The following is a 20723-nucleotide window of genomic DNA, read 5'->3' as shown; positions in this document are numbered from 1 at the left end:
ATGAATCGGTCATTTTTGCTTTTTATCGCAGTCTTCATGGTGATGGCTTTATCAAATGCCATTGTCCCGATTCTTCCTTCTCTTTCTGATGATCTTTCGTTTCAGACTCTTATCTTCTCGGCATACTTTTTTGGAGCGATGACAACAACGCTTCCCGCCGGGGTAGCAAGTGACCGGTACGGTCAGCCGTTATTAATCCGAATCTCTCTGGTTCTCACCCTCATATCCGGCATACTCATAATTACTCTTACAGAACCGGTCGATCTGCTTATTTGGAGATTTATTGAAGGAATCGGTGCAGGATTTTTCGTCTCCTCTGCATTATCCTGGATTGGATATCAGAAAGACACCCTGAAAAATACCAGTCTCTTCATGGCATCGCTCAATTTCGGTCTCCTGAGTGGACTTATCGGGTCAGGCTGGCTTGCTATGGTGACCGGAGATATACTTCTTGGGGCTCTTGTCTGCACTCTTGGTACAGGCCTTATCTGCATTATGGTATGTATAATCACAATACCCCGGCTGGGAGCGCAGGATAGAATTTCTGCACAGGTATTAGTCAGAGAGACCGGTTCGCAGATGCTACGTCAGTACCCCCTCTGGTTTTCGGTGATCATTCTTCTGGGATCAACCGGGTATGTACAGGCTGTGTTTCCTGAGCTTTCAGGATATCCGGTCCATGAGGTAAGCACTGTTCTTGCTGCAATGAACTTTGCCACTATCATTGCATCACTAGGAACCCCGTATCTGAAGATCGAACCGGTCCTGCTCATCAGGATATCAGCCCTCATGATCGTTCCCTTACTATTTTCTTTCCTCATAGCCCCGGTAATAATCCTCATCATGGGAGCCGTTGCCGGCCTTATCATGGTTTCACAGATTGGATATCTGGCACATGCCGAGGAGCGACAGGGAATTGCCATGGGCCTGTACTCCACCTGTAGTTATGCAGGTATGACCTTCCTCCCTGCAATTGGAGGATATATCATCTCTTATTCATCCTTTGAAACCGCATCGGCAGTCATCGCACTTGGTGCTATTATTACAGCCATCATTATTGGAAAATGCTCATGTAAGGGATTTAACATACATGACACCGGCGGGTAACATTCATGAGAACAAAACCGGTCAACGGCAGGCCTGGGACGCAGAGTACCAAGTTAAGGGGACGCTCTGGGGGAATTCCCCTCTTGAGCCGACAACCCAGATAAACCAGGGAATATTTCTGGACCTGGGATGTGGAAATGGGAAAAACCTTCGCACCGCCTCTTTTGCGACCTGCCGGATAGGACTTGATTTCTCCATGACGGCGCTCCGCCTCTGCAGATCACGATCTGAACTGGCTGACGTTTCCTTTATCTGTGCTGATGTACGATATCTCCCTTTTAAAAAATCACAGATTCAGAATATTGATGCTCATCATATCCTGGGGCATCTTCTGCACACGGATCGCATAACCGCTGCCCGTGAGATAACACGAACTCTCAGCCCGGATGGTGAATTGCTGGTAACCGTTTTTGGGACAGAAGATTTCAGATCAACATCCGGTGTGGAAGTAGAAGACGGGACATTGCTCAAAGGGAATGGAATTATTACCCATTATTTTTCAGAATCTGACATTCAATCATTGTTTGTTGATCTTACGCTGCTCTCTGCAAGTCCCTGCACATGGACCATGCGAGTCAAAAACCAACTGTTCCCGCGTTTTGTATGGATACTCAGATATAGAAAATCCGGGCATACCGTACCAGGCCCAAAAACCGGTGTGAGCTCCGGACTATGAGAGTATTTATTTAAACAAATTTTACTAAATAGTGAGTAATATAACGTATTTTCTTTCTGGCGATAAATTTCATTGATGGCTGATGTAATCTTCTGATATGTCTTATCCTTAAATATTCATGATCTTTTCGGCATACATGGTAAGAAAAAGATATACCAGATTACATAAATAGTAATCATCATGTCTCCCTCATTCGCTGATTCGGAACAGGATGATTTGTATGACCATGATCTATCCCGGATCGGAGTATCACTTCCATCGAATTTACTTCAGAGTTTTGATCAGATTCTGAAAAACAGGGGATATTCTTCCAGATCTGAAGGTATACGGGATGCCATTCGTTCGTATATCAGATATCATAAATGGATGGCTGATCTCTCCGGCCCCAGGCAGGGCATTATCACGTTAGTCTATGATCACCATCAACGCGGACTTGTCGCGGCAATCACCGATATCCAGCATGACTTCATGGATTTAATTCAGGCTTCACTGCATTCCCATGTGACTCACAACCGGTGTGTGGAAGTTCTTTTAGTAAAGGGAGATGCCCAGCAGGTAAAAGGGATTGCCGAGCGTCTTATGGCTCAAAAAGGTGTTGAAACGGTAAAGTTAACTACCATACCCCTTGAAGGGTAATTTTTTATTCTGTTTTTTCTGCAATACAGGGTGTTTTCCGGTATAGCCAGTTCCGGTATACTATCGGGGTGCTGATAGTGGTTAAAAGACTCATAAAGACAATGCCTGCATAGATATCCTGCCCGATAATTCCACCGGTAAGTCCGATAAGGGCGACAATCATGGCTACTTCCCCCCTGGGTGACATCCCAAACCCGACTATAAGGGAATCCTTTGTGCACATCCCGATAAGACGGGAAGGTACTGCACATCCAATAACCTTTGTTAGTATGGCAATACCTGTCAGAACCAGCATGAAGATGATACCATCCAGTGTCAGAGCATGCATGTCAACCAGAATACCAAGAGAGACAAAGAATATCGATGCAAATATGATCTGGAGGTACTCTGCACCTTCCTTTAAGTCCTTGCTATGTCTGAGGCCCACACTCTCCATTGAGACTCCTGCAAGAAATGCCCCAACAATACCAGAAAGACCCACCAGATCAGCCATCATGGCATAGAAGAATGCGATCATCATCGCGGTGATAAAAACGAATTCAGGAAACTTCTCGGCAATCTTTGAATGGTCAAGTTTCATGAGGAACTTGCTGATAACCGATACACCAAGAAGGCCGAAGATACCCATAAATCCAATTGCCTTTATAAAGACTAATACGACTCCCTCCACGGTGAATGACCCGGAGACAAAATCCTCCGTGATTGCAAGAGCCAGTAAACTCAGAACATCATCAATGACCGCCGCACCGATGATCGCTTTTGCAGCCTCTGACTGAAGCTGATTTATTTCCCTGAGGACATTTGCCGTTATCGCAATACTTGTGGCAGTAAGAGCAGTCCCTACAAAAAAGGCTCCCTGCATATTAAAATGAAACAGAAGAGCCGTGGCATAGCCACCTATCCAGGGAACAATAACTCCAAAAGCTGCAATAAACCCATATTTTATGTTAAAAATTTCATGGATATTAAACTCAAATCCAATAACAAACAGAAGAATAATCGCGCCAAGATGGGCGATGCTGCTTACAAAATCGGTGTATGTCACAAGACCGAGGATACTTGGCCCCACAATCAGTCCGACAAGAATCTCACCAATGACTGCAGACTGATTGATACGGGATGCCAGGAGATACCCGGCCAGGGCCACGAAAAGAAGCAGACTCATCTGAAACTCAATCGATGACATGACACCTTCAGGACTCATGGATTATTTCATCTCCGGTTTGTACTGGTTATGGAGTTCTTCATGGATTTCCTGTGTACGCATAAGGATCTTCCGGATATGTTCCTGACTTTCAGGGAGATCTTCTGTAATGTTCGTTAAAGCCTGAGCAGAATTTTCAATATCCTGCAACTTCCTGCTTATAGATTCCTGAACATTCTTCCAGTATTGCATATGCTGCACTGCAGAATCTTCAGCCTTACTTCTTCTGACAAGATGGCGGATAGCATTTGCAAGTTCTGTAAAGAGTGGTTTTGGATCTCCGCCTTTCTGCAGATAAAAATCAGCACCGTAATTCAGGGCTTCAATGACTATCTCTTCACGCCCCTTTCCGGTGAACACGATAAACGGGATAGTAGGATTTTCTTTCCGCACACATTTTAATAGTTCAATCCCATCCATATCCGGCATATCATAATCTGAAATTATCGCATCAAATGATTCATTTCTCAGAAGTACAAGTCCTTCTTCAGCTGATGCTGCAATTTCAACATCAAGATTTGCCTCCTCTCTCAGATAGATCTGAGTAAGAGTAAGGAGGGTTTTTTCATCATCGATATATAAAACACGAGTCATTTTTTATCTTCAGATGCCGGGAATTATCTTCGACTCTTAGTGTAGTAGTATCATCACTGTTAAAATTTCTTTTTTCCCCCTCACAAAGATGGTATGGTCAGGGAGGTTCTTGTCCGGTAATGATTATCTCCTTACCCAAAAACCTCTCTGATATTCTTAGCATGTGAATCCCATGGTTCAGGGAAGCATAGAGACCACTTCTTCATAAGCCTTGTCAAGGAGCCTTTTATAATACCGTGTATCAATACCCTGAGCGTCCCAGGAAGGATCCACTATGAGCCGTTTCTCATCCCTGACAAGGAATGAGGCATCCATACCTGGCTCTATGGTAACATGATGCTCCTTATATGTATCAAGAACCGCCTGGGCAATGCATTGTTTGTTGTAGGTGTGCTTCCCGATACGCCTTGTGATGATAAAATCCCTGAGATCTGCATGGTTCATGGTATCCAGGTACCGCCTGTATACAGAGTACAGGGTGTCCCGTGCATCCGGGATGCCATCAATTTCCTGGTATGTGCCAAGTATATCAAACATCTCATTCTGCATCCTGACAACATAGGGCGGAGTGGTCCTCCGGTTTGTAGAAACTCCCTTCACCTTCATCTTCCCGGTTTTCAACCGCCCGAAATAAGAGCAGTAGGACCCGCTCCCGTCAGACTGGGGAAGAAAAACAACCCAGTCATAGGTATCAGCCTCCGTATGAAAGGTTGTCATCCGTTCTATCTCTTCCTGGATGGTTCCTGCATGACCGCCCCTGATGAACAGACAGTCGATGATTGCATGAAGAACTTTTCCACCATGGGCCTCGGTAAGTTTCACACAGTCTTTCAATATCCGGGTAGCGGCACGGGTAATCTCCTCGTGGACCTCGATTCTTCCAAACCTGGCGTTCTTATAACCGGTATAACCAAAACAGGTGACCAGCATCCATTTTAATACGCCGTCCATCCCTGCATAGGATGGATCAGTCTTTTTCATCTGCTTGGTATGTTGTCGGAGCGTAATGACCGGTTCCAACACTGATGAAAGAAATCCGGGTTTTGTCCGGTCATTCAATGTCTCCGGAGAGAGGTTTTCACTGACGATTATGGACGGATAAAATGAGGTAAAGTCAATCTGGGTAACATCGGCAAATATACCTGGTGGAGGCTGAAGTATGTATCCTCCGCGGTAATCAAGTCTCATTGCCGTGACTCTTCTGCATGCCTCTGCATCACTTTTCCGGAAAGGGACTGCATACCCCCGGGCAAGGGCTTCGTATACTTCATATGATGAGATCAGTGTGCCAGGTGTGAGCCTGCAGGTAAGGTTGGGTGAAAGCCCGGCAAGCCTGGATGCAAGAAAAATTCCCCGGAGATCCCCTTCACGGTACATGAAACTCTGCTTGGTGTCAATAATTATCCGGCCTTCAGGAATCTTCGCCCCAAGCCGGTGTTCCATTCTTCCATAGCTGAAATAGGATCTGGGTGCAACAGTGTGAAACCTGCCGGTTCTGCTGAACGCATTAAACAGATAATTCTCCCTGGCTATTCCAAAAAAAATTCCGGACCATGTGTCATAATCAGGAAAAAGTATGATATCCGGGTCCTTATCCTGGATTATCGTAAAGAGATCTTCTGCAATAGTGCGCTCCGGCCCGTCAAGTATCCATTGCCTTGCGCTGGTGATGATGGTAATGTGTTCAGGATGGGGATTCCGGTGAGGATTTTCCCGGCAGGTAATCTCCATCAGATCAAGGTCTGCTTTCTGATCAGGAGAGAACCGATCTGCATCCTGAAACCCTCCAACTATCTTTTTTGTGTGTGCGCAGAAGATCTGTTCAGGCCTGATATCAACGTTAAACAGTCGTGCCTGGTACAGGGTCTGTTCTTCTATCTTCTGTGCAACATCCCTCCCGGCCTGAACCCGGTATCCGTCCTCTTCTCCGTAAATGGTGGTAATCCGGTATGGAGTAACGGGGTATTCGTCAGCAAGGCCATCTAGGAGCTGGTAAAACTGATGACTATCCGGAAAAGAAAGAAGAAAACCCTGCTCAAGGGAGTGATGGGTGCAGGAGAGCTGACCACCTGTTTTCTCCCAGATATCCACTCCGGTTTTGGTCCGGGTAATATCCAACAGGAATGAACTGTCTGATTTGGTCATCTCAAACCTCCAGGGACATCTGTTTTGATTTCGTTCGTTTTTTCTTTACAACTTTATCTCCCTGCACATGATCAACCAGGAATATCCGGTGGAAAAATGGCTCAAGTGCCTGTATATACATATCAGGATAGGGAGCAAGAAGAAGGACTCCGGCATTTTTCATTGCATATTCCCTGCACCGTTGACCGATGATGGGAAGAAGATCTGCACGTTCTTCAAAGAGCGACCGATCATGTTCAATGATAAGGAATGACTGGTATGCTTCATCCAGGATTGTCAGGATCTGAAAGGCAGTAAGAGCCCTTCTGACAACAAACCGATCTGAATACCGGGTTAAGTCAGGCAGGATCACCGGATAATTACCGCACAGGTAGAGAATAAGGCCTGGTTCTTTTCTTAGAAATAAACCGGGCGCTTGGGTCAGATCCTCCACTGGTGCAATGAAAGCGGTGAATGTACCTTGAGAGACTGAGAACTGTGATAGGAGAGGAACTGACATGGCATAGCAGGATCCTGGTATCCCCCATATAAGAGTAAAGGAAACAGGGTGAAAGTGAAAAACGCATATAAATGAAAGGTGTTACTCGACATCCAATGGGTTAATTGAAGAAAGAATTGCATTTCTTCCTCTGATTAATTCTGAAATACCCCTGTCAAACAAATGGCTCTCTTGGGAGCAATTTGAAAATAACCTTCAAATGTATCAGGAAGTATTTCTATTCCATCGGTCAGGAAGTACTGCCAGAGCGGTTGCAATACCCGTGATATCTGTCGTGGTTGTTCACCGTATTGTATGAGTGCATCCATGTACCGGGCCATGAGCCAGGGCGATAAGGTTTGGTCTCGGATACATCATCAGGATCGCAGACATCATACATGCATCCGGCATCTTCATTCCAGAAAGAATAAAAGGACCGTCTTACTGTTTGGATAAGACGGGGACTCCTATCTCAAGGTACTCACACACCTCAAGAGCCAGTACCCAGAGAGTATTTACTTCAACCGGTCTCCTTTCCGTGGAGTAATGGATGTATCTATCCAGGTTGAACACGGACTGACTGATATGAGATCATGTTCCATGCTGGTTATTTCAGTCGTGCCGATGCGATAGCGGGATTAGCAAGCTTTCATCCGTATCTGATGGTATGAGGGATGAACGTCAGTTCCATGGCCAGTCAATGACTTTATCTATATACGGCAGGATATGTTCAATGCATTGCTTCGCGGTACACATACAACACCTGATCTTTTATTGAATCCCAGAAGAATCTCCGGTCTACCTGGTTATACCCACCTCGTGCTAATCTGATTCTATCATGCTGATTGTCAAGATAGTAATTGACACCCCATGCAATTCCCTCCGGATTCGGGTCCACAACAAGACCATTTACTCCATGCTCAACATTTTCAGCAAGACCTCCAACCCTGCTGACAACAACCGGCCGGTTTGCACTCCATGCTTCAAGAAGAATGATACCAAATGGCTCATTCCTGCTTGGAATTACAACGATATCGCTGGCATGCAGGAGTCTGACATACTCTGAATCTGATATAAACCCGGGAAGCTGAACCGGCCATCCTTTTGTCCTTTCTATAAGCCAGTCACGCATCCCTCCTCCGCCGGCAAGGATGAATGCGACATTCCAGTGCTTTTCCCGGATAAGGGGTATTGCATCGACGAGAATATCAGGGCCTTTCTGGTATGCCATCCGTCCGATGTAGGTGATGAGCGGTGTCATATAATGAAGACCATACTGGGCTTTGATGGCACCGGGATCAATGCTCACGTCAAACTGTTCTTTTACGACACCGTTCGGAATGACATGGATCTTACCTGGATCGGTCTTATAGAGTTCAAGCACTTCATTGCGGAGTGTCCATGATACCATGATACACCGCCGGGCAATGAGGCTGGCATACCATTCCTTGCTGCATATCTCATGGTACTCCCACCAGTCCCCGTGAACATTTCCATTTCTTCCGTATTCTGTTGAATGAAATGAGAATACCGTCGGCCGGTCCTGGAGGAGATGCAGGGCTTCGGTTACATGCCAGTCATGGAAATGAAGGATATCAAAACCAGGGTCATCATATTGATAAAACCGGTTAACAAGACCTCTTGAAAGGTCTGCACAGTATTCAACTATGTTATTTCCATGCGGGCGGTAGACGTGGTAGTATACATTATTCATTTCAAAGTCTTCATCGCCTCTGGTGAAGAAATGGACTTCATGATCCTTTGCAAGGGCCTGGGCAAGATAGGTCGCGGCATTGGAAAGGCCACCGACCCGGTCGCTGTACAGGTTTTCCCAGCAGAAAATTGCTATTTTAAAGCGGTGACCGGTCATGATACATCACCATCCTGTCTTTTGGTGAATGAAGTGATTTTTCCAGTAAGCAGGTGAGCATTACGAAATATGAACACGGGATGAACGGTGTTTTTGAAATTTTTTGAAAAGTCCATCAAGAACACGAGCGGAAAACTACGCATATACAAAGAATTGATGATCTTTCTATTAAAAATATATCCGATATGCCGGATTATACCAGAGATTGTACCGCATATTCAGATGTAATTACTCACGTTTCATCCCCTGTACAGATAACAACCTTCAGTCCGGGTGGAAATTAAGTCGGAAAAAGTGATAGCATCATCCCGCGCTCAAAAATTCAAATTATAATGGCAGACCGGTATTCATCTCTTCAGAAGCATCATTCAAGCTGCAGGAATATTTTCAGAATAGGATACCTGTAAGGAAGTACCCATTACTATCCTCCAACCTAAATATTTCCGATATATTGTTTTACGTGACCCTACTTCAACCACATAAATAATGAATTGCTTATTCTGGATAGAGAGAATTACTCTTACCCCCTCCATGGAGAGAATGGAACGGTGACTTATCAGATCCTTCCATCTTCCTTATTTTTTGGAAAGAAGGTATTTTAAATTATTTTAAAGCGGTCCATAATTCATGTCTTCGGGTATCTGCAGCCAGTATCAGTTCCTGCCGGTTCCGGGCTTTTTCGATAGCCTGTGCCAGTGGCTCATCCTTTATGACATTCCGACACCAGCTGGCAAAATCGCCTTTCTGATGGTGATATGTGATCGAGTCTGATGGAACAATCTGAAGCATATCGGCAAACTGATCCATATCAAAGGCGACATGACCGGTGTATCCGACCGGACTTGAGAAGTAGAAGGCATTATCGATTGGAATGGTACGGAGTGGATAGAGGTACTCCTTTTTGTCCATTTCGGGTATGGAGCGTTCGATAAAATCTGCCAGGACATCCATATAGGTAATAAATGCTTCATGTTCCGGCTGATGACTGAAGTAGGTATGGACTTCTCCACACGATCCATGTTTACATGACATATAGTAGAAATGATCACTAATCTGCATACACCGCCAGGTATGTTTATCTTTACAGAATGATTCTGCACGCTGCACTGATCTGAATGCATTCTTCTGTTTTCGGTTTTCAATCCAGGCTGTACCATCCTTTTCGGCATCGGCCCAGGAGATGGGGAGAGGAATTGAAAATTCATCATGTACCGGGAAGGATAACAGATCTGAAGGTTTTACCATTTGGACCTCTGATCTTCTCATCTCCGGACCCAGATGTCTGAAAAATTCATGGATTCCGGACTCTACCCAGTAATGTTCACCGATGGTCTCGTAGTCGATAAATACCGGTACAAAATCACCCGGAGTTCGTGAGACCCAGTTTGCATACCGATCAGCAGTCAGTGGCCAGGCTTCCCAGTCCCGGCAGGTAAACCGAAACGCAATGTCATCTGAAAGTTTAAAATTGCGCATGATGACCGGTAGACCGGCACACTGATACAGGTAATTCGGACTTCGCCATTCAAGTATATAATCTACACCTTCAGTAAAGCAGGCTTTAAACCCGAGATCTTTTACCGTGGCAGCAATCCGGTTATCAAAGAGAAATTCTGTATTTTCAAATACCTGAGGAGTTACTCCGAACACGTCTTTGAGGAGGTCACGATGGAGGTTCACCTGATTGCAGAATTCATCCATGGTCCAGAACAGGCTGGAGATGCTGTGAAAATAGGTCTGCCCGATCATCTCGACATTTTTATGCTGTGCCGCCTGTCTGAAGAGATCAAGAACATCAGGTGCCCATTTCTCCATCTGTTCTATAAGTACTCCGGAGAGAGAGAATGCACAGCAAAAACCGTCATCCAGTTGATCAAGAATGATAGATGTAGCCGGTTCATAGCATTTATCACATACCCGGAGCAGGATCTCTTTATTGGCGTCATCGAAGTAGCGCTCCATCGGATCATCCGGACCGTCCGCGAAATCAGGTTTGAATCCTTTTTTAAGCCGATATGGCTGATGAACTTCAAACCCGATACAAAATCGCTGATTCATGTAAACTCCTGTATTCTGCTGAAAAAGAGTCTGTATACCCAACAAGAATGGAATGACTGAACCATATTGTTACTTTTCCGGTAATGAATATAAAATGTGCGTGACCTGTGCCTTCTAAAAAAGATGAACTCAAAAATATAGAAAAAATTAAACCTGATGCCGGTGGATTTTACATCAATGGATAATACGATAATTCAGGCACTGACGGACCCTGTTGCTATAATTTTTATTTTATGCACCATCGTTGCGATTATCGGCAGATTCCTTCGTTCCTGGATTATTTCCTGTGTCATGATCCTGTTATTCGGGCTTTTAATAATCATAGTAGCCGTCACAATCGGTCAACTTGCAGGACTTGAGGATCAGATTCGTTATTTAATCACCGCTCATTACTCCTTTTTTTCAACCATTTCGCTTACACTTCGTGATATTATCCTCACCGTGTTTGTAATACTGGCCTTTCAGCTCTCTCTGGCATTGCATGTTACCCGGGCGGATGTTGAATTTCAAAAACGGTTTTTGTGGTTACCCAGGAAACATTGCTGCCATTATGAGATGGAATACACATTTGAGGCACTTTCAAAAAAATTGAAAGGGAAGTAATTACAAGGAGATAGAAGAGTTTTATTCAGGTTTTTTCCCTGCAGCTATCAGGTTGTACGCCAGATAGGGGATGTTATCTTCAATAAAGGATTCAACTTTTTTTGCGATCATGAAGAGCGGGCCGGCAAGGTTGAAGTGAGCAAATGAACATTTAAATATCTCAATCTCTTCAAACCCTGCTTTATCGAGAAGATCGTACATCTCTTTTGCAGAATAATAGTGTTCGGCAAAAGATCCCACGCCAACCCGCCGTATCTTCATCTTCGCTCCAATTGAGTAAAGGGCCGGAAGGCTTGATGTAAAGATATTTTTCCCAAGCGTACAGACTGCCAACCTCCCTCCTGGAACAAGAACCCGATAACAATCAGACAGACTCTGCCCCGGGTTCTGAAGGTATGAGAAGGCCAGAAGACTTGAAATGGAATCAAAGGAGTCAGATTCAAAGGGAAGAAGCTCTGCATTTCCCACTACATAGGGTAGATCAGGATATCTCTCTCTTGCTTTTTTGATCATCCCCGGACTGATATCAATACCAGTAGCGGTCCTATCTGTTCCTTCTTTCAGGTATCGCTCGAGGAATAGTCCTGTACCGCATCCAATGTCAAGAAGATGTCCTGAGGGATTGATTTTGCCGAGTACTGCCCCGGCGATATGATCATAATAGATCCTGCCACGTTCCCGGTGGTCATACCGCTGGTCATATACGTCAGCAATATCATCATAATGCGACTGCACCCGGGCATGTACCGATAATTTTGCTCTGGTTATGAAAACACCTCCGCAACGATGGTGGCTACCATGGCATTGACCTGCAGATATTCATTTCCTGCATGGGTCAGACGGGCATCAGTATCGGCAAGCCTTGTCACAATCTCCGGATCATTATATTCGCGTTCAGTGACCTGGAGAAGGGTGGAGATAATCTCTCTGCCAGACAGTCCCTGAGTAATCATAAGATCCTGCAGCCGTTTTTGGGCCGCGACAATATCTTTTGCTTTCATAGCATGAAGTGCAAGGCAGGCCTCTTCCTGGGTATCAGTCCTGCTTAAGGTATCAGGATTGAAAGGGATTTTCGTCTCCACCCTGACCTGCAGATACATGATTGCCTTTCTCAAATCCCCGCCTGCTGCAGCAACAATAAGGCCGGTCTCATCATCAGAGACGCGATCAGGTTCTGGAATATCATTCTGAATCGTATTCAGGCAGTCCCGGATTATATCACGGGATAAGGGGGTGAAAAAGAGAGGCAGGCACCTGGATTTAATCGGAGGGATGAGGGTTGATGCCTGTGTTGTACAAAATATAAACCGGCAGGTATTGCTATACCGTTCCATGGTCCGGCGGAGAGCATGCTGGATATCATGTGATAACGCATGGGCATCTTCAAACAACATTACTTTGAACTCTGCATTAATCGGTCGGATGGAAGCGTAGGAAGAGATGATATGTTTGAAGTTTGACAGAAATGATTCATCAGATCGGTACAGATGTAAAAACCGTTCATCTGATTCAAGCGCATATTTCCCCCGTTCCATAAGATCAGAGGTCCTGAAGATGGTTACATTATCCTGCCAGGTATCTCCGTATAATTCACGCAGGGTAACCTCAACCGCTGCTGACTTCCCTGTTCCTGGTGGGCCGGATACTACGAGATGTGGGAGGTTTTTTGTTGCGGCACATCGCCTGAGCACTTCACACACCCGTTCCTGACCAAGTATCTGGTCAAAAGTGACCGGACGATATTTTTCAATCCAGAACATTCAAAAGCCTCTCCCGTATATATTCAAGGGCATCCCTGATAAATCCGGTTCCGTGAATTTCACGTGTAAGCCCGGTTATCTCATCCTGATCAAGTTCGGTGCAGAATCTTGCAATATTTGCAAGTGCTCTTGTAACCTCGTCTATGACCGGTACTGTGGCAACCTTTGATGTCCGGGAGAGGGGGTTTAAATCAATGGCAATAACTTTTTTCCCGAGATCGATTAGTGCCTGTGCTCTATCCCCATCTTCCAGGGGAACCAGTACCACATCAGCAGAGTGCATCCCATCAAAGTGGCAGAGCCCCCGGTCATGATCCAGAGGAATATACCTGGAGACAGTTCCTTCTACCAGCGTGATACCATGTTCCTTTAAGAGACCAGATATTGCCTGCACCCGCTCATCTGTCCGATGGAACAGGTTTACTTCAACCCGTGCCTTTGATGCCAGTTGAAGCTGTGCAATCTCTTTTGCAGCAAGAGCAGCGGTGTTCCCGTTCACTGATATAACGGGGTGGTTTGCAGAGAGAAGAAGAGCGGCAGCTATTTTTTCTGCCCGGAGTGCCGATTCAGTCGTCTCTTCCCCAAGCAGGTAGTCAAAAGCCTCTCCTCTTCCGTGGGCGGTTAGTCCTTCAAGCGATACTATTCCGGTTTTGGTGTACTGAGCCAGTTTTTCCCGTGTTATCAGTGATTTATACCTGGGATGAGATTCTGGTATCATGAAGATCGTTCTCCAAATAATATTGCCGGACCTCCGGGTGAAATTGTAAGTTTAAATACCTCTCCGAATTTTTTCAGAACCGTTTCTGCTCTTTTTCCGAGTGCAAATACCCCGCATCCCAGCATAGTCATGCTTGCAGGGAGGTTTTCTTTATCGCATGCAGTAAGGACGGTTCTGATTTCCTTGGAAATAAGGCCACTCTTCTCAGCAAATTCCCGTGAAAGAGACATAATATCATCCAGATTTTGTGGTATCCTGGAAGGAAATGACTGGGTTATCTGTGCTATCATGTCATGGGATGAAAGCACTGATGAGGTTTTTATAGGACTGATGGTCAGGGCATAAATGGGACGGGTATCAATTACCCGCATGATATCTCCATCAGGCCCAGGGGTTTTTCTGATGACAAATCCTCCCCCCTGACATGCGGAAATATCCCCGAGTCCTGACTGGTGTTGTACCTCAATCCGATGGGCAATCCGGGCACACTCACGGGGAGAGAGATGGAAGTTATACAGAGCATTCAGCGCATGAACCGTACCTAAAAGAGCGGCAGCTGACATACCATATCCGCTCCCAATCGGGAGATGACAAAAGGTCTCGATTGATGCATTTACCTGCATATATGCAAGAAGATCCATAAGAACTGGTGATGATTCAGCTATCTCTTCCGGCAGCCCGTACCGGTCGGTCTGAAATATCTTCACGGTAGAATCAGCACTTTTCTCTGCAATAACCCTGACACCTTCAGAGATGACAATTCCAGCTCCGATACTTCCCGATAAATCAGGATCATCGTGGATAACCGGGAGAAAGTAGCCGGAGATATGACCGGGGCAAAAGGCAGTAACGCGTGTCAGTTCCATGATTACAGGTGCTTTTCAATGATTCGATCATAAATCTGCGTGGCTATCTCCTGTTTGCTTCCCGCTATTGACTTCTGCCCAAATGAATCCAGAATAGTATACTGGGCATCATCAGATCCCAGATTTTCCGGTTTGTTGGCACAGACCATGGTCACCCCTTTTAATAGAAGTTGTTCTGCTTCTTCATGTGCAGATTGTCCAAGTTTGAATGCGACCGTGACCGGTATGGTTCCAAGAGTAAGATCCAGTAATTTTGGCAGGGGACGAAGGTGAATTGTTGCAGGTTTCCCACTGGGAATTTTCCCGGATATACATTCCGGAGCGAAATCAGAGATGGCTGCAGCACTGATGTATATATCTGGTATCTCTTCTTCCATCACCGACCTGATTGCATCTCCCATCGATGACGCGGTGGTGACAGGGATGTTTCTTCCAATATGTATCTCATCCCGGTGAATAATGGTTACATCACCACCCAGCCGAAAAGCCTCATATGCTAGTTCCCGACCCATTTTTCCGGAAGAACGGGTGGTGAGGACCCGGATATCATCAACCGGCTCTTCACATCTGCCACTGGTAATAAGGATATGTTTTCCGGCAAGTGGTCTGCCTGATAAAAGCCGTTCACACCAGAGGACTATCTCGTTGATGTCAGCAATTTTTGCTTTCCCTTCTTCTATCCGGGGTCCCACTATCTCAATGCCGATGTTTTTCAGGGCAGCAAGATTTCTCATGACGATTTCATGCCGGAACATTGCATGATGCATTGCCGGGACCACGATGATGGGCATCTTTCTTCCAAGAGCAGTGGTTGCACAGGTTGTAACGGTTGTGTCGTCAATCCCACAGGCTATCTTTGATATGGTATTTGCAGTACATGGGGCGATCAAAAAAAGATCAGCACGCCCCTCATCACCGCAGTATAGGACATGTTCAACATGGCCGGAGATCCGGACTATGGTCTCCCGTCCACTTGCATAGGTCAGGGCATCAGGATGAATTATCGAGCAAGCCGCCTGACTCATCACCGGCTGAACTTCTGCTCCTTTTCTTCTCAGGGCATGAATCAGACGGACGGTCTCAACTGCAGCAATGCTTCCGGTAACTCCGATAAGAATTGTTTTCCCATTCAGGATCATGATATCACCACATCAGTCACGGTATGAACCTTCCCTGGCCCGATTTTCTTGATAATCCTGTGTGCGAGGGTTGCAGTAAGTCCGAAGGTTTTCAGATGCTCCTGAATCTCTGTGGTATTATCTCCGATCCCATGAACATGAAGTACCGTACCTGATTTGACATGTGCTAGTGCGGCATCCAGAAATCCTGCTGCTTCGTAATATCCCATGTGAATGCGATCATATGTCCCGGTGATAGTCTTCCTGCAGTCCCCCATTGTGATACGAATTCGTGAATCAAGAGCATTTTCTCTGACATTTTTTTCCAGATAGTGCACGGCATCCGGATTTATCTCAAGAGCATGAATAAATCCCCCGGCTTTTGCCATCGGAAGGGTAAAGTATCCGATACCGGCGAACATATCGCAAATCTGTTCACCAGGTTTTACAAGATTTGCTATCCTCTGCTTCTCTTCACGGTTGCCCTGTGAAAACATCACTTTAGTCGGATTGAGGTGATATAAAAGACCTGACTCCTTGTGGATGGTGTCAGAAACCTCTCCATAAAGAAGAACAATATCAGGAATCCGCATCTCTCCATGGTGGCCCCGGTACCAGATAATCCCCTGTGGGTGATGGAGATTTCGTACTTCATCGATGACGTCTGCGCCAGGTTGTTCACCATGAAAAGCGATAATTGAACCTATCTTCTGGTATCCTCTGCCTTTTCTTCGCCGCTCTGGAAGAGTCAGAGTATATGAATATCCTTTCTGCACCGGGACATACGCAATATCTCCTGATACCCAGGGTTTTCTGCTGGTATCTACCCATGGGTCTGAAAGGATTTTCTTCATCTCCCTGCAGGGGATCTCCCGGACATTCATATTATCATTTGTTCAGACTACCAGAACCCGATCTTCATCCCGGATGATATGTACGCGTTCTCCGGAGACGATGGTCCGCCATGACTGAACCGGGACTTCTTCTGTCTTTCCAGTCTCTTCATTCATGAGACCCAGCATTTCTCCATCCTGATATATGACTAGCATGGGTATTCCGTCCCGTACAGATCCGACATATCTGGACTGGGTGGATTCAGGGACTGTGCGGGGTATTCCTGAGGCCAAATCCAGGTAACTGATAGTCTTCCCCTCTGCCCCCAGAATTTCACCATAGGTATTCCGGATAAAAATGATATCTCCTTTCGTATATCGTGGAAGACGAACCGCATATGTAATCCGGAATAGTTTTTTTCCTTCTTTCTCTCCGACAAGGGTAGGGTGGAGTGAGAATTTCCCTCCCATCCGCCTGGTAATATCCCGAGATATCTTTTCACCCAGCGTCTGGGTCCCGACGATGATATCAAGACCTTCACGCCCTTCTTCCATCCGGGTAACAAAAGATAACCGATCTCCCTGGAGTTGTAACTCTTCTTCTGCCTGGTACGCTATCCGTTTTGCACGTTCCTGTTCTTCAGGGGTAGCCTTTCTGCCATCAGCCCGGAGCTGCACAACCCCCTGCCAGTAGTTACCGTGATATCTGCTGCATCGGTCACAGGAGTCAAATTGCCAGAGTATCTCTACCGTGCAGGCCCCCTCACGGGGTTCATTATATAATAAACCGGTTATGGATATATGTGCAAAAGTTCTGTTTTTGCTGTTTTCTTCCAATTTTATAGAGATTTCAGGTTTCTGAACATCCTGAAAGAGATGAATGGCCGAAATTGCAGCCTCATATTCAAGATCCTCACGTGATCGTTCACAATCATTCCAACCGTTATTATCCCTCATAGAGTTACAATTCGGGCAACGTACCAGTCGGACACGGCCGTCACAGGTAAACCATTCAATATCTGATGCGCGACATTTCCCGCAGATATCCCCGGTTGGTGACGGGCCACCACATTTCGGACAGATTGCCTCTTGTAAGTCCATGTAAATCGTTTTTTTATATTCGAATGATAGTCGTATACGGGATGCCGTTAATAAGGCGACATGAATCCGGTTCCAGGATCCCATGAGAGACCGCAAGGTCAACGCACCGTTTTCCAAAGATCGTGATATTATCACCATTCATCAAAACGCGGATGACCTCTTCTTCAGAAGTCGGCTGGTTGCCAAAGAAGCCTTCATTAATAGAGATGGATATCTCCCCTTCTGAAAAGGTCCTGCCTATTAGTTCCCGGTCACATAACCCTATTACTTCCTTGTTGTCTGCCGACCGGTGAATTCTAAGTAACATCCTGATATTATCGTGCCCCTGTACGAGAAAAACCTTTCAGGTGTATCAGAGTTCGATCTCAATCCCATAAACCTTCCGGGGTGTATGCATATGTATCCGGTACAGGTCTTCTTCTGTAATACTTCCCTGCTCCAGCATCCGAAGGGTAAAACGGGGCACCGATTTTGGACCGATGACGGCACCCGGCCGGCTGTTCTCATCCATGTAATCACTTTCCATGGTAAATTCCCGTTTCAACCGGCACAGATTTGGGATCTCTTCATGCTTTGCAACAAGAGAGGGGATAAGCGGGGTATCAGGTGTCCCGAAATGTTTAATGACGCGGGCAGGATTCATCCCCTGGGAAGATGCCATCTCTATCATATCTGCACACGGACCTGACTCTGCATGGATCTGTATAGAACATCCAGCATCTGCCGCAAGTGAAAATGCATGTGATAATATCTCATTTGAAAGGACGGTAATCTCTTCACGGATCTCATAATGAGGGCGTCCGCTTTTAAGTCCGATAGCTTTACCTTCAGTTACATATTGTGCAGCGATGGTAAGACCATCTTTCATGATGTCAGCCGCTTGTGCAACACTCATCCGTTCAGCCATGACCGTGATCTCTGCGGGATGACACCCCAACACAGGGAAAACAATTACACCGGTCTGCTCCTGGATCTGGTGTGCTATCTGAAGCGTTTCATCAAAGACTCCCCTAAAGTCTTCTCCCCGGACCGGATGGATACCAAGGGACCAGGAGGGTTTTGTTACCAGACATATGTGAGTCCCCCCTGCCCGCTTGAACTCTTTTACTGCCTCTATCCCTTTCCCGTTTCTGGGATCGATGTGGATATGATCATCAAGGATTGGGTATTTCGGTGTCTTCATCTATCCACTCAATTCTCATCATGGGATATTCACCTTCACGTGCAATACAGGCATGACATGATGCTTCATTGACCCGTACAGTCAGTTCCACATCCAGCATTAGACCTGATAATTCACTATATCCGAATGAGTTCGGTATCATAAGTTCCCGATCAAGGCGCACTGCAATATCGGTCATATAAGGTTGCTGAATGTGCGCATTTTCTATCGCTTTCTCTAATGATGATGCGGACTCTCGGGATACCGGAACGCCTACCCATTGGTGGTATAATGCACCAAGTTTTATTCCTGCTTCAAAAGCTGCCCGTTCCCTGTCAGTTATCATATCATCACCTGAGAGATTTCAGTCTATATAAGATGCCGTGTTTTTCATATGCCCTCATCTGGATTCATATGGTTAACTAGCATGGAGTCCAACAGGTACACAATGGCTATCCATCCGATAGAATTCAGATATGGCACCCCTGAGATGAAACAGGTCTTTAGTGAGGAACACCGGTTCCGGTGCATCATTGAAGCTGAGATCGCCCTTGCCCATGCAGAAGGAATACTGGGTATGATACCCAGGGAAGATGCAGAAATAATTGCAGAGAAAGCACGCAGTGCATCCCTGGAACGCTCAAAAGAGATTGAAGAAGAGATTCACCATGATATGATGGCAGTAGTCAGGGCAGTTTCTGAAGTATGCGGTCAGGCAGGAAGATGGATCCACTATGGAGCAACCTCAAATGATATTCTTGACACCGCTACCGGTCTTCAGCTCCGCGATGCGCTGGACATTCTTGAAACCAAATTAAAAAAGATACTCGCGGTTCTTCTTGACCGGGCAGAAAAGACCCGGCATCTGGTCTGTATTGGAAGGACGCATGGTCAGCATGGTGTTCCGACCACATACGGACTTCGTTTTGCTATATGGGCAAGTGAAATCGGACGTCATATTGAGCGATTATCACAAATGAGACCAAGGGTCTGTGTCGGGCAACTCACCGGCGCAGTCGGGACCCAGGCAGCTCTTGGTGAGAAGGGGATGGAGATACAGGAACAGATGATGAAATACCTGAATATATCATCGGTTGATGTTTCAAACCAGATTATCCAGCGTGACCGGTATGCGGAATATTTCTGTTTCCTTGCTAATCTGGCCACAACTCTGGATAAAATCGGCGTTGAGATCCGTTCCCTTCAGAGAACGGAGATTGGAGAAGTTGAAGAAGCCTTTGGTGCAAAACAGGTCGGATCTTCTACCATGCCTCATAAGAGAAATCCCATAAAAAGTGAGCAGGTTTGTGGTCTTGCCCGGATAATCCGGTCATCAGTAGAGCCGGCATTTCAGAATAATACCCTCTGGGACGAGCGTGATTTAACCAACTCTTCTCCGGAACGGATCTTATTCCCTGAAGCAACCATCCTCACCGACCACATCCTGAAGATCATGACTTCAGTTCTGGAAGGTCTGAACCTGAAGGAAGATCGGATAAAACAGAACCTTGGCATGCTGCATGGAATTAATATGGCAGAATCGGTTATGATTGAACTGACAAAGAAGGGGATGGGACGCCAGGAAGCCCATGAAATTATCAGGGAAAAGAGTATGGAGGCACTGGCCTTACAAAAACCATTATCAGTGCTCCTCACCGGGACTCCTGAAGTGACGAAATATATCCCCGGACCTGAAATTGAGAAATTGCTTAATCCGGAATCGTATATCGGTACATCGGTGGAACAGGTGGAAAGGGTAAGTAAAAAATTGCGTTCCCTCTATCTCTGATCTCC

At 45.9% G+C, this 20723-nt stretch carries 21 protein-coding genes; 5 read left to right on the top strand and 16 right to left on the bottom strand.

Annotation, left to right across the window (positions count from 1 at the left end):
• The 3 genes from MHUN_RS04415 to nikR all read left to right on the top strand — a co-directional run bounded on the left by MHUN_RS04415 (window position 1) and on the right by nikR (window position 2419).
• Window positions 1-1107 carry an MFS transporter gene (locus tag MHUN_RS04415; RefSeq protein WP_011447875.1) on the top strand — a complete coding sequence of 369 codons (1107 nt, stop codon included), beginning with the start codon at window positions 1-3 and terminating at the stop codon, window positions 1105-1107.
• Window positions 1091-1783, top strand: coding sequence for a class I SAM-dependent methyltransferase (locus MHUN_RS17220; RefSeq protein ID WP_011447874.1), 693 nt, complete (start codon window positions 1091-1093; stop codon window positions 1781-1783). The genes MHUN_RS04415 and MHUN_RS17220 overlap by 17 nt, the downstream gene beginning before the upstream one ends.
• A gap of 180 nt (window positions 1784-1963) precedes the next feature.
• A complete protein-coding gene (nikR, locus tag MHUN_RS04405) occupies window positions 1964-2419 on the top strand; it encodes a nickel-responsive transcriptional regulator NikR (RefSeq protein WP_011447873.1) in 456 nt (151 codons plus the stop codon).
• 4 nt (window positions 2420-2423) lie between these two features.
• Here nikR and MHUN_RS04400 read toward each other — a convergent pair whose 3' ends face one another.
• The 6 genes from MHUN_RS04400 to MHUN_RS04370 all read right to left on the bottom strand — a co-directional run bounded on the left by MHUN_RS04400 (window position 2424) and on the right by MHUN_RS04370 (window position 10768).
• Window positions 2424-3623, bottom strand: a complete 1200-nt coding sequence (locus MHUN_RS04400; protein WP_011447872.1) for a cation:proton antiporter — start codon at window positions 3621-3623, stop codon at window positions 2424-2426.
• Between the two features lie 3 nt (window positions 3624-3626).
• Window positions 3627-4217, bottom strand: a complete 591-nt coding sequence (locus MHUN_RS04395; protein ID WP_011447871.1) for a response regulator — start codon at window positions 4215-4217, stop codon at window positions 3627-3629.
• Window positions 4218-4394: 177 nt separating this feature from the next.
• A complete protein-coding gene (locus tag MHUN_RS04390; RefSeq protein ID WP_011447870.1) occupies window positions 4395-6362 on the bottom strand; it encodes a type B DNA-directed DNA polymerase in 1968 nt (655 codons plus the stop codon).
• Window position 6363: 1 nt separating this feature from the next.
• Window positions 6364-6861, bottom strand: a complete 498-nt coding sequence (locus MHUN_RS04385) for a hypothetical protein (RefSeq protein WP_011447869.1) — start codon at window positions 6859-6861, stop codon at window positions 6364-6366.
• A gap of 709 nt (window positions 6862-7570) precedes the next feature.
• Window positions 7571-8710 (bottom strand): glycosyltransferase family 4 protein, encoded by a 1140-nt coding sequence (locus MHUN_RS04375; RefSeq protein WP_011447868.1) that lies wholly within the window; start codon window positions 8708-8710, stop codon window positions 7571-7573.
• A 603-nt stretch (window positions 8711-9313) separates the two neighbouring features.
• A complete protein-coding gene (locus MHUN_RS04370; protein WP_011447867.1) occupies window positions 9314-10768 on the bottom strand; it encodes a glycoside hydrolase family 57 protein in 1455 nt (484 codons plus the stop codon).
• Between the two features lie 177 nt (window positions 10769-10945).
• On the opposite strand from MHUN_RS04370, the gene MHUN_RS04365 reads away from it, so the two are divergent.
• Window positions 10946-11371, top strand: coding sequence for a hypothetical protein (locus MHUN_RS04365; RefSeq protein ID WP_011447866.1), 426 nt, complete (start codon window positions 10946-10948; stop codon window positions 11369-11371).
• Between the two features lie 21 nt (window positions 11372-11392).
• Here the strand turns inward: MHUN_RS04365 and MHUN_RS04360 are convergent, their stop codons facing one another.
• Genes MHUN_RS04360 through MHUN_RS04315 form a run of 10 tightly spaced genes read right to left on the bottom strand, consistent with a single transcriptional unit; the run spans window position 11393 to window position 19275 of the window.
• The gene (locus MHUN_RS04360; RefSeq protein ID WP_011447865.1) at window positions 11393-12106 is read right to left on the bottom strand and encodes a class I SAM-dependent methyltransferase; all 714 of its coding nucleotides are present in this window, start codon (window positions 12104-12106) and stop codon (window positions 11393-11395) included.
• 29 nt (window positions 12107-12135) lie between these two features.
• Entirely contained in the window at window positions 12136-13131 is a 996-nt protein-coding gene (locus tag MHUN_RS04355) for an AAA family ATPase (RefSeq protein ID WP_011447864.1), read from the bottom strand.
• Complete coding sequence (locus MHUN_RS04350) at window positions 13118-13849, bottom strand: 4-phosphopantoate--beta-alanine ligase (protein ID WP_011447863.1); 732 nt, start codon at window positions 13847-13849, stop codon at window positions 13118-13120. The genes MHUN_RS04355 and MHUN_RS04350 overlap by 14 nt, the downstream gene beginning before the upstream one ends.
• Window positions 13846-14715, bottom strand: coding sequence for a pantoate kinase (locus tag MHUN_RS04345; protein ID WP_011447862.1), 870 nt, complete (start codon window positions 14713-14715; stop codon window positions 13846-13848). The genes MHUN_RS04350 and MHUN_RS04345 overlap by 4 nt, the downstream gene beginning before the upstream one ends.
• Window positions 14716-14717: 2 nt before the next feature.
• Window positions 14718-15854, bottom strand: coding sequence for a bifunctional phosphopantothenoylcysteine decarboxylase/phosphopantothenate--cysteine ligase CoaBC (coaBC, locus tag MHUN_RS04340; RefSeq protein ID WP_011447861.1), 1137 nt, complete (start codon window positions 15852-15854; stop codon window positions 14718-14720).
• Window positions 15851-16717 carry a class I SAM-dependent methyltransferase gene (locus tag MHUN_RS04335; RefSeq protein WP_011447860.1) on the bottom strand — a complete coding sequence of 289 codons (867 nt, stop codon included), beginning with the start codon at window positions 16715-16717 and terminating at the stop codon, window positions 15851-15853. Before MHUN_RS04335 ends, coaBC begins: the two co-directional genes overlap by 4 nt.
• 12 nt (window positions 16718-16729) lie before the next feature.
• On the bottom strand, window positions 16730-17767 hold the full coding sequence (locus MHUN_RS04330) for a 60S ribosomal export protein NMD3 (protein WP_011447859.1): 1038 nt from the start codon (window positions 17765-17767) through the stop codon (window positions 16730-16732).
• Window positions 17768-17780: 13 nt separating this feature from the next.
• Window positions 17781-18074, bottom strand: a complete 294-nt coding sequence (locus tag MHUN_RS04325; RefSeq protein WP_011447858.1) for a DUF424 domain-containing protein — start codon at window positions 18072-18074, stop codon at window positions 17781-17783.
• A gap of 45 nt (window positions 18075-18119) precedes the next feature.
• A complete protein-coding gene (locus MHUN_RS04320) occupies window positions 18120-18950 on the bottom strand; it encodes a TatD family hydrolase (RefSeq protein WP_011447857.1) in 831 nt (276 codons plus the stop codon).
• A complete protein-coding gene (locus MHUN_RS04315; protein WP_011447856.1) occupies window positions 18922-19275 on the bottom strand; it encodes a dihydroneopterin aldolase family protein in 354 nt (117 codons plus the stop codon). The genes MHUN_RS04320 and MHUN_RS04315 overlap by 29 nt, the downstream gene beginning before the upstream one ends.
• A gap of 102 nt (window positions 19276-19377) precedes the next feature.
• Here MHUN_RS04315 and purB point away from each other — a divergent pair, with 102 nt between their 5' ends.
• On the top strand, window positions 19378-20718 hold the full coding sequence (purB, locus tag MHUN_RS04310; protein ID WP_011447855.1) for an adenylosuccinate lyase: 1341 nt from the start codon (window positions 19378-19380) through the stop codon (window positions 20716-20718).
• Window positions 20719-20723: the final 5 nt, after the last annotated feature.

Source organism: Methanospirillum hungatei JF-1, from assembly GCF_000013445.1.
Taxonomy (GTDB): Archaea; Halobacteriota; Methanomicrobia; order Methanomicrobiales; family Methanospirillaceae; genus Methanospirillum; species Methanospirillum hungatei.
The sequence above is the reverse complement of the archived record's forward strand: the minus strand, read 5'-3'. Positions and strand labels throughout refer to the sequence as shown.